The organism is Leptospira bourretii (assembly GCF_004770145.1).
Taxonomy (GTDB): Bacteria; Spirochaetota; Leptospiria; order Leptospirales; family Leptospiraceae; genus Leptospira_A; species Leptospira_A bourretii.
On record NZ_RQFW01000005.1, the window covers coordinates 338,044 to 350,998 of the forward strand.

A 12,955-nucleotide genomic window follows, 5' to 3' on the forward strand; every position below is an offset into this window, starting at 1 on the left:
GGATAAAGAATGGATTTTACAAAAACAACAAATGATTTAAGCCAACTCATTGGCGAAAAAAAGGTCATTCAAAAAAATGACGGAACAATGGACGAAGCTTTGTTCAATTCTTATGGAACCGACAGAACAAAAGTATATCCACCAAATTACCAAGTTCTAGTTTTTCCAGAAAGTACAGAAGATGTAGCCGCAGTTGTATCCTATGCTTACAAAAATGAAATTGCAGTTGTTCCTTCTGGGGGACGAACTGGATACGCCGGTGGCGCTGTTGCCAAAAATGGTGAAATTGTTATCTCTTTAGCAAAAATGGACAAAGTGGTTGACTTCGACCCATTCCTTGGCACCTTACATGTGCAAGCTGGCATGATTACAAAAAACCTACACAAAGAAGCCGAAGAACGTGGATTTTATTTTCCAGTCGATTTTGCTGCCACTGGATCCAGTCACATCGGTGGAAACATTGCAACCAATGCAGGCGGAGTTCGTGTGGTTCACTATGGATTGATTCGGGATTGGATTCTTGGCCTAACGGTTGTAAACGGGAAAGGAGAAACCTACAGATTCAATGGTGAAATTTTAAAGAACAATACCGGATACGATCTCAAACATTTGTTTATTGGATCCGAAGGAACACTTGGAATCATAACTGAGGCGGTAGTCAAACTCACAAAACCACCAAAAGACATTCGTGTCATTTTCCTTGCTGTTCCCGAATACAAAAATATTTTAGAAATTTTTCGTGAAACACATAACTTTGATTTACCACTTCTTGCTTTTGAGTTTTTAACTGATTATTGTTTAGACAAAGTCAAAGAACATTTAGGTGTTCCCGATCCATTCCAAACACCTAGCAAATATTATGTGCTAATGGAATTCGAAGTGGATGGTGATACGGACGAAGAAAAACTTTATTCCATTTTAGAATCCATTACCGAAAAAGAACTCATCACCGATGGTTCGATTGCGCAAAACTCTCGCCAAAATGAAACATTCTGGAAATACCGAGAAGGGATTTCTGAATCTCTCTCCCTTGCTTACACTGTTCATAAAAATGATATCTCTCTACCGCTTCGCAATATGGAAGCCTTCTTAGATGAGATGACTGCACTCTTAACGAAAAAGTACCAAGGTTTTCACATTGCTCTTTTTGGACATATTGGAGATGGAAACCTTCACCTCAACATTGTGAAACCAAAGGATCTAACGGACGCGGATTTTTTTGCCCAGTGCAAACAAGTGGACCCTGAAATGTTCACCCTCATTCAAAAATTCAAAGGGTCCATTTCAGCAGAGCACGGGATTGGACTTTTGAAAAAAGACTATCTAAACTTTTCTAGATCAGAATCAGAAATCGACACCATGAAAGCGATCAAATTGGCTTTTGACCCCAAAGGGATCCTGAACCCCGGCAAAGTGCTTTAAATCCAGGCAAAGGCAGAGCGAACCAAGAATTTGAGTCGTTCTGCCTATTTTGTAGGCAAGTTCCAAAAAAATGCTAGATTTTAATCAGATCCAGTCTATACTGTAATTATGTTCAGGCATGTGATCAAAATATTTGGGATTTCCCTACTCACACTTTCCCTGGGCAGCGCTTTTCTTTCAGAAGAGAATGTTCTTGTTCGCACTCGCGGAGCCAAATCCAGCCGAGTCAGTGGAAAGAGCCAACTTTCAGGCACTATTTCCGTTGCGATTCAAAAATCCTCTTCTGAAGAGACTTCAGGTACAAAAGATCTAGAAGATGTACTCACTGGGAGCGGAAAAGGTCAGACTTCGGTCACTACCCTTCTGCTAACACATAACAACAACTTGCATCCTTCTTTTATCTCTGGGCTCCTTGCAACCCGTTACCTGAGTTTACCTCCACCCGTTTAACTCCTCTCTACCGCTTAAACCTGTGTCCCGTAAGGGACACAGGATGTTTTTATATATTCAACATTTCCTATGTTTTGTTTCTCATTTGCCAAAGACTATTATGACTGTTCCGGGGAATTCCTGACTCTGGGCAGTCTTTTTTTTGGAAAGTCCTTCGTCCAATCTCCTATATTCTAACCAATCTGTTCAATGTTTAGGATTTATTTGAAACTTTAGAAATATTTTAGAATTGAGTAAGCAAGCCAAAATGAATGAGTGGATAATATGACGGCAAACTGGTCGGCAAAACTGATAGCTTTACTTTTAACGGTGACCGTAGGTTTCCCGTTAGACGGTACATCAGATACAGTTTCCGAATATCTAGAAGCCAATCTTCATCAGATTAAAAAGTCTTACTCCGCTTCTCTCGAAACACCAGAAGATACCGCAATTGATAATCAAAAGATTTCTTCCATTGATGATTCTGCTACTCTTAGTCGTTCCAGAGCGGACTTTTTAGATTTTTTTAACGAAAACAAATCCGATTTATATTCTGAATCGCTTTTAGTTAGTTATGTTGATTTGATTTCAGAGGGAACTTATATTCCCAGTTTACTTTCCTCACTTCTCTTAAATATTCCTCCCCCTACTTCTTTCGTTTAATCCACTTCGGCATTTGCTGAGGAAAGGTATGTTCCTCGTTCGTAAGGATAGAGCCATACCCATGTTTTCATTTTCTTAATTTTTAAATGTTTGGTAATTTATGAGTTTTTCTAAAAGAATCGGTATCTACCTCTTTCTTGTGTATTCTACCTCCTACTTATGGGGGGAGGCTAGAATCGCACAGGCAAGTGAAGCCCTGAAAAGACAACTTTCAGATGAAAATCCAAGATCATCTTTAGGATCAAGTTTGTATCCTGATGACCAAAGGTTGAATCGTGAAATTGATTTAGAGTCTGCAGAGACACTTCTATGGAAGAATAACCTTCTGCTCATCGCATCCCGTTTCCAAATCGACGTAAAAAAAGCAGGGATCTTACAAGCAGGACTCTATGCGAATCCGAATATCGCTATTGACCAAAGTATTTTTGCAGAACCAACACAAAGGTATTTTGATACAACAAGATCAGGGCAATCGGTAATTCAAATCCAACAAGTATTCTTACTTGGTGGGAAAATTGATAAACGTGTGAAAGTGGCAGAATTGAACGCAAAGATCTCCGAACAAGAGTTTTATGATCTGGCTCGAGCTGTCATTACGAAGCTAAGAAGAACGTTTTATACAATTTACTTTTATAAAAAAGCCGTTGTATTCTATGATCAAAGTATTGCCTCCATTGAAAAAACGGTAGATTCATCTGAACTTGCATATAAAAGGCGAGCCCTTCTACAAGCAGAACATTTACGGTTAAAAGCTCTTTTGTTCTTTCTAAAAAAAGAAAGAGAAGATTTAGCAATCAAAGTCTACGAAAAAGAAGCGGATCTTAAAATTCTTTTGAATGATGATTTGTATCGTGATGCAAGAGTTGAGTTTATTCCAACTGTCAACGAATCAAATTTGGATGCAATTGTTCCTAACCAGGCACGTTTGGAAGATTTAGTGGAAATCGCTCGCGAGAACCGACCAGACCTTAAAAAAGCATTACAAACATTACGTTTTGAAGAAGCAAATTTAGAACTCCAATACGCAAATGCCATCCCAGATTTATCTTTCGGTCCAGTTTATAACCGTGGTGGTACCGCATTTCAAAACTATTGGGGAGTCACTGCACAGCTCAGTGTTCCTCTCTTTGATAGAAACCAAGGAAATATCCAAGCAGCAGAAAAGGCCATTCTTGTCCGCAAACAAGAGTTAAAGAACAATATCCTTGAAGTAGAAAATGAGGTAGCAGTTGCTTACCAATCGGCTCGAATCAAAGACGCACTTTATAAACGATTTAGTAATGCTTATATCAAAGATTACGGAAGTTTATCTTTGGATATGATTATGAGTTATGAAAAAAAATACATAACCATCTTAGAGTTCGCAGACTTCTTCGAAACTTATCGTTCCAGTATTGTCGAAATGTTAAAACTACAAACAGATCGAATGGAAGCCATCGAAAACGTAAACTATGCTGTGGGTAAAGGTGTCTTTATCCCCAAATCTGAAAACCAAACCAATCCTAAAACTGAGGAATAAAATGTTAATTACCTTAAAATCTTTAAACCAAAAGGCAAAAATCCTCCTAATTTCAGGAGTGGCTCTTGTAGTCATCGCCGTTCTATTTATGATTTTTTCCAAACCGGCAAAACCTGTTCACAAACATCCAGAAAAAGCAGAAGTTTTTGATGGAGGTTTACGAATTGAATTCAAACCGAATAGCCCTGGACTTGAAATTGTAAAATCAACGACAATTGGTGGCGGTGGAGAATTTGTGAGTTTGGAAGCACCAGCAAGACTTATTGCTTCGACTTCTCCTTCAGTTAGTAATGGTGCTCGGATCATCCTTTTCGAATCAGCAGAGTTAAACGACCTTTATGTTGGTTATGTTCATGCAAAGAACAAACTCCATAGATCAAATAAAAACTTAAGCCGGATCAAAGATATGTTTGTGCACCGAGTGGCAACGGAAAAAGACTTGGTCGAATCAGAAACGGATGCTGGAAACGATGCGGCGGAACTTGCAGAATTTGAAGGGAAACTTAGGGCACAAGGTTTAAACCCAAGCGAACTTAGTACTGCCGGAAGTTTAAAAGCTTGGATCATTACAGATGTTCCTGAATCTCAAATCTCTACTCTGCGTAAAGGTAAAAAAGTAAAGGTCGTATTTGCTTCTTTTCCAGATGAAGAATTTGTAGGAACTGCGGAAGCAATTGGTGATAACGTAGACCCTCTCACAAGAACAGCAAAGATGAGAATCATCGTTGTGAACGAAAAGTATAGATTGAAACCGGGTATGTTTGGGGTTGTCAAATTTCCAGAGCAAACAGGTGGAGATAGTGTAGTTCTACCTTATACTGCCATTGTCACTGTAGAAGGAAAAAACTATGTTTTCGTAGAAGAGAAACCATTAACTTTTAAAAGAAGAGAAGTTGTATTAGGTATCTCTACAAAAGAAAGAGTCAATATCATCGAAGGTTTGTCTCCTGGTGAGAAGGTAGCCATCCAAGGCTCCATTCTATTAAAAGGTTTGAGTTTTGGTTTTTAATATGAAAAAACTCAGCCTTTTACTGATTGTTATAACACTATTCGGTTCTGCATTATTAGCAGAACCTTCTTCTCCTTATCCGAAAGATAGGGAAGGAAATGAGATCAAACCAGAATGGACACCAACTAAGTCAGATCAGTCGGCATTTGGGGAAGATGAAAAATTAAAAGCTGATAGTTTGGATGCCAAAAGACTCCCAAAATCAACCAATTTTTGGGTTTATGGTGCCTCCATCGGATCTCCAGCAAGTATCAACTTCAATTTAGGTTATTACTTTAAAGATGTCGTTTTACGAGGATCAGGCGGCGCATGGGGTCCTCACTGGTATGGTGGACAAGTAGATTTAGGATATACCTTCTGGAAAACTCCGGTGATCGCACATAGTATATCCATTGTTGGCGGATACTTTGAAGTGAATCCTTTTGCGCCAGAAGTCGGTCGTGGTGGACAATCTTCCTACCCTACTGGGCTCAATATTCCTGGTTACAATCGGAGAGACCCTTCTCAAGAAGACTTACTCATCAGATCCTATGTAAACTCCATTGATAGCAATGTCGGTGCTTATTTAGAATATGAAAGCCGAGAAAGACAAAAAGTCCATCTTTCACAAAGATACATTGGAATGACATACGACTTCCTACTTGGAAATTTCTTTTTACAAGTAGGTGGCGGAATCGGCCAAGGCGATTACAAAAACCCACAATTATTACTCCAAATGGGTTACCTCTTCAATACGAGGGAATATCATGATTAAAGATTTTATAGAACAAGCACTTAAAAACCGTGTTACAACACTTATCGCAGCAGCAGTGGCTGTTCTCTTCGGGACTTGGGCATGGATAGACATTCGAAAGGAAGCATATTCAGATATTGCCGACACACAAGTACGACTCATTGCAAAGTTTCCAGGTAAAGCTGCAGTTGAAGTAGAAGAACGTGTTACCCTTCCCATTGAACGGGTATTAAATGCAATTCCTAAGGTTGCCGTAAGACGATCCAGAACCATCAACGGTTTAGTTGTATTTCAATTTGTTTTTGAAGATGGAACTGACGATTATTTTGCTCGTATGCGACTTATGGAAAGAGTAGCCGATGCTGACATCCCTGAAGATGTCCATCCCGCACTTGGACCAATGAGTTCCCCTGTCGGTGAAATCTATCGATATGTCGTAGAATCATCTGAAAACCATACTCCGATGGAACTTCGAACCATCCAAGATTGGATTGTGATGCCGAAGATGTTACAAATTCCGGGAATCGCCGACGTTGTAACTTTTGGTGGACTTCCAAAACAATACCATGTGGTCACCTCACCCGATAAGTTAATTCGTTATAAATTAACCATTGGTGATGTTATTAAGGCAATTCAAGAAAACAACTTGAATACGGGAGGAAACTTACTCCTCCAGGGGGAACAAGGATTTCCCATTCGTTCACTTGGTGCCATCCGAGATCCAAAACACATTGAAAACATTGTGGTCAAAACCGTTAATGGAGTACCTGTTTTTATCCGAGACTTAGGTTCTGTTGAAATTTCTCATCCCATTCCCAGCGGAGTTCTTGGTTATACCATTCAAAATGATGAGGAAGGACTCATTGACGTAGATTCATCTGTTCAAGGTTTGGTGGCGATGCGTCGTTGGGGTGATCCCAATGAAATGGGCGAAAGAATTCGCGACAAGGTAAAGGAAATCAACGAAAACTATCTTCCTAAAGGAGTACAACTTCGTAATACTTATGACAGGACAGATTTAGTAAACTACACTCTCCGAACGATTGGTAAAACCTTAGTAGAAGGAGTTGTTGTCGTCAGTTTAGTTTTAATCTTCTTTATTGGAAGTGTTAGAGCATCTCTAGTCGTGGTTGCAACCATACCGTTTGCCATGTTATTTGCCTTCCTATTGATGAATATGACTGGAATTCCTGCCAGTTTACTTTCATTAGGTGCCATCGACTTTGGTATCATTGTGGATGGGGCCGTGATCATGGTAGAAAATATCATGAGGCGATATCGAGATGCAACTCCCGAAGAAAAATCTCATGGAATTTTAGCATTCACAAGAGATGCCGCATCGGAAGTTGGAACGGAAATCCTCTTTTCGATTTTAATCATCATCTTAGCTTATCTCCCAATTTTCTCTTTTGAAAGGATTGAAGGTCGTTTGTTCAAACCAATGGCTTTTACAATCTCCTTTGCGATTCTTGGAGCATTAATTTTTGCGATGGCTGTGATTCCTGTCCTCATGTCCATCATTTACAAAACATATTTTGAATCAAAAAATCCAGGTCCGATTGAATGGCATAACCCAGTTTATGATTGGATTGAAATACGTTACAAACGAATCATTGAGTTCATCGTAGATAGGTCACGCAAAGCAGTTAAATATACATTTAGTGTTGTGACTGTTTTCCTTGCCATCGGTATGTTTACTTTAGGAACGGAATTCCTACCAGAAATGGATGAAGGTGGGTTCAACATTCGGATCTTCTTTCCCGTTGGAATTTCCTTACCGGAAGCAAGAAAGTTTATGCCTAAGATTCGCCAAACTGTTTACAAAAATGAACAAGTTAGCGTTGTAATTTCTCAGTTAGGTCGAAATGATGATGGAACAGATCCACTTCCACCAAACAGACTAGAGGTGCTAATTGGTTTAAAAGACTATAACCAATGGAAAGAAAAAATCACCAAACAAGAATTACTATTACGAATGAGGAATGATTTGGAAGCCACTCTTCCTGGTGCAAGGGTTAGTTTTTCACAGCCAATTATGGATAACCTTTCCGAAGCCATCATGGGAACCATTGCCGATCTTGCCGTCTTTGTCTCTGGTAACGATTTAAAAATCATGCGGGGAATCGGAAACCAGGTTCTAGAAGAAATCAAAGAAATGAAAGGTGCCAGCGAATTTGGGATTGAACAAGAAGCAGAGAGTCCTCAGCTAACAATTAACATCAACAGAGAAGCTGCCGCACGATTTGGAATCAATGTTATCGATATCCAGCAGATGATTGAAGCAGCCATTGGGATGCAAAGAGTGAGCACTTTATACGAAGGCCCATCAGATGTTCCACCGAAAACACCTGCAAGATTTGGAATAGTTGTCCGATTTTCGAAGGACTACCGCGCCTCCAAACAAGCAATTGAAAATATGCCAATCATTTCACCAAAAGGAGAAAGGATTCCATTATCGCAATTGGCCGAAATTGAAGTCATCGATGGTCCAACCATGATCTTCCGACAAGAAGGTCGTCGGGTTGTAACTGTTAGAACCAACATTCGAGGTCGTGACCAAGGGGGATTTGTTTCTGAACTCCAAAAACGTGTGAAGAAAAAAATCAAACTTCCTGATGGTTATGAAATTCGATTTGGAGGACAGTACGAAAACTTAGCTCGTGTAGGTAAAAAATTAGCAATTGTCATCCCAATTACAATTCTCATCATTTTTGGTGTTCTCTATTTGTTATATAGAAACCTAAAATATGTATACGTTGCATTAGCTTGTATTCCTCTCTCACTCCTTGGTGGAATTTATGCCCTGTTGATGAGAGGTTATTACTTCAACGTATCTGGTGGTGTCGGATTCATCTCACTATTTGGAATTGCGACAATGGCTGGAGTTTTGTTTGTATCTAGAACCAATCACTTGTTGATTGAAGAGCCAGAAATCACAACAAAAGCTGCCGTAAAAAAAGCCGCAGTGATTCAGCTAAGACCAATGCTTATGACCATGTTACTGGCATTGCTCGGCCTTATCCCCGCAACTCTCGGAACTGGAGTTGGATCAGACGTTCAGAGACCACTGGCAACAGTGATTGTTGGTGGATTGTTCTCAGCAATGTGCCTTGTGTTAACCATCCTTCCTTCACTTTATTTAGTTGTTGTGGGTGAAAGAAAACCGAATGCAAAAGAACTTGAAGAGATGAGTCATAAAAAACACATCCCTTTCCTCGACTTCGTTAACGAACTAAGTGAAGAACCATTGGAAGAAGATGAAGAAGACGATGATTCTCCAAAGAAAAAGAAGAAACCAGTTAAGAAAAAGAAAAGGACTTAATCCTTTTCATATACATAGACTTTATTCTCATTTCTCCTATTTTACACTCCAAACCACAGTAAGTAGTGGTTTGGAGTTTTTCTTTCAACTAATACCGAACTGAAGCTGCCACAATAAACAATCGCTCTACACGAGTATGTTTATTTTTATCAGTTTCAAAAACAGGATCCATAGATTCTTTTTGAGTCACTTCAAAACGAATAAGACCTGGATTCCAATGCAATAAATCAAAAGTAGCAGTGTATCCATTTGTCATAAAACCATTTCGAGTGTATGTAGTTGCCATCACTTGTTTCGGATCATAAAATCTTTCAATCCGAAAACTCAAACGGTAAAGATCATCATATCGAAAACTGGTCCAAAAAGTTCCATGGTACCATTGGTTATAAGCATTTGATTCCCTATTTGTATAAATACCAAGGGTTGGATTGATTTCTTTCCACCATGGTTCATACTGAAAAGATTCTTTTGCTTTTTGTGCTCCCATATCTCCAGATACTGCAAACGATAACCAATCCAAGGCTTTCCATTCTAAAATTGTATTATTATACAATCGAGTTTGTTTTCTTTCGAAATCAGGTGCTTCATTCCCAACAAATTGATTTGCCGTAACTGTAAAACTCGGTGTTACAAAAAACTTAAACTGAGTTCCAAGTGACTTATCTTTGTTTTGGTCAGTGATATTTTGCCAACCGTTCATTACATGGAACTGAAATTGAAACTTATCGGTAAACTTAGTAGTAAGCCGAACTCCCGAAGAATAATAAGGAACGTAGTCTAGAGCCAATGCCCTAGTATAATTCCAGTTATCTGAAGAAATCCAAGATTCGTGTCCAATATGTCCAAAATAAATACCGGCATCCACCCAAGTATCTTTTGCTAACTTAAAACCGACATAAGCTTCCTGGATATGTTTTACTGAGTTTTGATTGGAACTAATGTCTCGATTTGCCTCGGCCGCATAATTCGTATTTACCGATGTTCCAAACTGGAAAGCCAAACGACCCCTTACTTTTTCCTCCTGCCATTTTGCATCAACAAATCCTAAGTTGATGTTAAACTCATCATTACGAACTGCTTGGGTTGCATACAATCTTTCTTTTGATAACGGATGATTGGAATTGTGTGAATAATATGTATCTACAAAAGCACCAAACTTTAAACTCGCAGGCAGTGGATTTTGTATTGGCGCAGGAGTTTGATTTGTCTGTTCTTTGTTTTCCTCTGCTTGTAACAACGGGAAACAAAAGAAAAACAAACACAAATAAAGTGGGAGCTTAGAACAACAGGGTTGTTTCATAGTGTTCCGCTCCCGAAAGAGCGGAAATAAATTGATTATTTTTTTAATAATTCTTTAATTTCTTTTGGAAATCCAAGAAGTTCTTCTGGAATCGGAATCAATTTTTTTCTGTATTTGGCTTTGTATTCTTTTTTGAATTTTGTATGGCAGGATTTACAAGTTTCATCTGGTTTTCCAAGAGCCAACTTAGCATCAATCATTTCTTTCCATTCTGCTTTTTGGTCTTCTGGTGCCATATCTGGAACCTTTTCTAAAATCTTATTGAGATAATCTGCATTCTCTTTTTTATCATACAACTTTGATGCAGGCTTTGTAAAATCTTCCATAAAATCATGAAGATTCATTTCCGTAGTGGATTGGGCTTTTTTTTCCGCATTCAGTACAATTCCGAGTGCAGATAAAAACAACAACACACTCAACATCATTTTCAATTTCATAATTACCTTCCAAAGAGAATCTTAAGGATTCAGGAAATGAGAATCAAGTCTGTTTTTACGAAGGATTGTCTCCCCTAGTCCAAATTTTTTAACTGATTCCAAATTGACACGACCAGTGTATTCATCTTCATAGGCGCCAAGAGATTCTATGAAGTTGCCATCCATTCCGGCAAGCACTCGAGTGTCCGGTAAATATAGATAACCTTTTGCCCTGCGGGGTGTAAATGGAAATTGGATTAAAGACAAATAATGATCCCAATGGCTCACATTTTCTGGAACAGAATGTTCGAAAGCACGAAGCCCTCTTTTTACATGTTTTACTTCATCTTCAAAAATTGTAATCATTATATCGGATGTTAGTTGATCTCCAAAAAAAGAAAAAACTTGTGCATAAACCTGCGCATAATCTAAATTTGCACCTTCAAAAGAAATAGACATAACGGCTGCAAATGATTCTAAACTTTTAAATTGGCCTTGTTGTTTCCAAAAAATATAATTTAGAGGAATATCACCAAAATCAACCCCGAAGTCTCGCATGCGGTTCAAATACAATTTTAGGTGAGTTTGTTCTTCTTCAATGGTCTTTAAAAATCCATTGCGAACGGATCTAGGTGCATTCGGAAATGCGAGCAAAGCCCAAGCAAATAACTCAATGGCCATAAGCTCATGATTTGCAAAATGGTGAAGGCTGAGTCCCCGATTGGATTCTAAGTTGAGATGTTCCAATCGAGGGATTTTTACTTTTTTGTCGGAAAATTGGAATTTCGAAGAACGACCGGGTGATTCAATCCGGATGGATGAAAATTCTGTCTCTTCCTCCCAATGACGACTAGGCGGTAAAAGTTTATCCTCCAAATTTGGAGCGAGTAACAAATGTTTTGCGTATTCAGAAATCTTCATTTTAATGATAACGATTAGAACCTTTAAAAAGGAATTTACAAAAGAATTAAATCATTAGGATATAAATCCAAATTCAATGAGTGCGCCTAAAACTAAAAGTACGAATTTTTACGATTCCGTTTATGCAGTGGTCAAAAAAATTCCGAAGGGAAAAGTCACCACCTACGGGCATATCGCCTTACTTCTGGGAAGTCCTAGGGCGGCAAGGGCTGTGGGTTATGCTTTAAACGCTCTAAAAAAAGAAATGGAACAAAAAATCCCTTGGCAACGAGTAATCAATGCACAAGGGAGAATATCCTTTCGTGGTGATACATTCCGATCTTCTTTGCAGAAAAAAATTCTAGAATCGGAAGGTGTTGTCTTTGATTTAAACAATGATAACATAAATTTTGACAAGTACGGATGGTTTCCATAACATGAAGAAAGATTTTCCCATTACCTTAACAATTGCCGGATCCGATTCAGGTGGTGGTGCTGGAGTCCAAGCGGACCTCAAAACTTTTTCTTCTCTCGCTACCTTTGGCACCACAGTCTTCACTTGTCTCACAGCTCAAAACCCGGACGGAGTCAGCGGTATCTCCGAAATTTCACCAGACTTCGTTTCTGCTCAACTAAAGGCAGTTTCCGAATATTTTCCCATCAAAGCGGCAAAAACAGGAATGTTGTATTCTGCAAATATCATAGAGGCCGTTGCCGAATTTTTTTATGAAAACCCCGACATACAATTGGTGGTGGATCCTGTGATGGTTGCCACAAGCGGTGCCAAACTTTTAAAAGACGATGCAATCCTAACATTAACAAAAGACTTACTGCCACTTGCAAAACTAATCACACCTAACTTAGATGAGGCGTCTCTTTTGCTCGGCGAAAAAATCCACCAATACGATCAGTTGGTACCGATGGCAGAGAAATTATTTGAAAAGTATCAGATCCCCATTCTTCTAAAAGGTGGGCATTTACCAAATGCAACGGAAGCCACCGATGTTTTATTCGACGGCAAATCATCTTATGTATTCTCAAAACCTTTTTTAAAAGGCAAAAACACACATGGAACTGGTTGTACTTATTCTGCAGCCATTACATCCTTTCTTTCCCATGGAAAAAATCTTCCAGAAGCTGTCGGCTCAGCCAAAGAATATCTCCACCTAACCCTTGAAGATGAAATCAAAACTGGCCCGATCCACCACTTAAATCATTTTCCAGAACCAACAAACTAACGCC

12 protein-coding genes are annotated in these 12,955 nt (G+C 39.0%); 9 read left to right on the forward strand and 3 right to left on the reverse strand.

Annotated features, from left to right (window positions below):
• Positions 1-9: 9 nt before the first annotated feature.
• The 7 genes from EHQ47_RS03180 to EHQ47_RS03210 all read left to right on the forward strand — a co-directional run bounded on the left by EHQ47_RS03180 (position 10) and on the right by EHQ47_RS03210 (position 9,097).
• A complete protein-coding gene (locus tag EHQ47_RS03180) occupies positions 10-1,422 on the forward strand; it encodes an FAD-binding oxidoreductase (protein ID WP_135747399.1) in 1,413 nt (470 codons plus the stop codon).
• A gap of 120 nt (positions 1,423-1,542) precedes the next feature.
• Positions 1,543-1,872: a hypothetical protein gene (locus EHQ47_RS03185; protein ID WP_135747398.1), complete on the forward strand. Its 330-nt coding sequence runs from the start codon at positions 1,543-1,545 to the stop codon at positions 1,870-1,872.
• Between the two features lie 264 nt (positions 1,873-2,136).
• The gene (locus tag EHQ47_RS03190; RefSeq protein ID WP_135747397.1) at positions 2,137-2,514 is read left to right on the forward strand and encodes a hypothetical protein; all 378 of its coding nucleotides are present in this window, start codon (positions 2,137-2,139) and stop codon (positions 2,512-2,514) included.
• Between the two features lie 100 nt (positions 2,515-2,614).
• A complete protein-coding gene (locus tag EHQ47_RS03195) occupies positions 2,615-4,033 on the forward strand; it encodes a TolC family protein (protein WP_135747396.1) in 1,419 nt (472 codons plus the stop codon).
• A gap of 1 nt (position 4,034) precedes the next feature.
• Positions 4,035-5,042 carry an efflux RND transporter periplasmic adaptor subunit gene (locus EHQ47_RS03200; protein ID WP_135776543.1) on the forward strand — a complete coding sequence of 336 codons (1,008 nt, stop codon included), beginning with the start codon at positions 4,035-4,037 and terminating at the stop codon, positions 5,040-5,042.
• A 1-nt stretch (position 5,043) separates the two neighbouring features.
• Positions 5,044-5,796, forward strand: coding sequence for a hypothetical protein (locus tag EHQ47_RS03205; protein WP_135747394.1), 753 nt, complete (start codon positions 5,044-5,046; stop codon positions 5,794-5,796).
• A complete protein-coding gene (locus tag EHQ47_RS03210; protein ID WP_135776544.1) occupies positions 5,789-9,097 on the forward strand; it encodes an efflux RND transporter permease subunit in 3,309 nt (1,102 codons plus the stop codon). The genes EHQ47_RS03205 and EHQ47_RS03210 overlap by 8 nt, the downstream gene beginning before the upstream one ends.
• 88 nt (positions 9,098-9,185) lie before the next feature.
• Here the strand turns inward: EHQ47_RS03210 and EHQ47_RS03215 are convergent, their stop codons facing one another.
• The 3 genes from EHQ47_RS03215 to EHQ47_RS03225 are packed head-to-tail and all read right to left on the reverse strand — an operon-like array spanning position 9,186 to position 11,734.
• A complete protein-coding gene (locus EHQ47_RS03215; protein ID WP_135776545.1) occupies positions 9,186-10,397 on the reverse strand; it encodes a porin in 1,212 nt (403 codons plus the stop codon).
• Positions 10,398-10,432: 35 nt separating this feature from the next.
• Entirely contained in the window at positions 10,433-10,834 is a 402-nt protein-coding gene (locus tag EHQ47_RS03220) for a hypothetical protein (RefSeq protein WP_135776546.1), read from the reverse strand.
• A gap of 21 nt (positions 10,835-10,855) precedes the next feature.
• Entirely contained in the window at positions 10,856-11,734 is an 879-nt protein-coding gene (locus EHQ47_RS03225) for a DUF455 family protein (protein WP_135776547.1), read from the reverse strand.
• Between the two features lie 76 nt (positions 11,735-11,810).
• On the opposite strand from EHQ47_RS03225, the gene EHQ47_RS03230 reads away from it, so the two are divergent.
• Both EHQ47_RS03230 and thiD read left to right on the forward strand, forming a co-directional pair.
• Positions 11,811-12,149: an MGMT family protein gene (locus EHQ47_RS03230; RefSeq protein WP_135696747.1), complete on the forward strand. Its 339-nt coding sequence runs from the start codon at positions 11,811-11,813 to the stop codon at positions 12,147-12,149.
• Position 12,150: 1 nt separating this feature from the next.
• Positions 12,151-12,951, forward strand: coding sequence for a bifunctional hydroxymethylpyrimidine kinase/phosphomethylpyrimidine kinase (gene thiD / locus EHQ47_RS03235; RefSeq protein WP_135747388.1), 801 nt, complete (start codon positions 12,151-12,153; stop codon positions 12,949-12,951).
• The last annotated feature ends 4 nt before the right edge of the window (positions 12,952-12,955 follow it).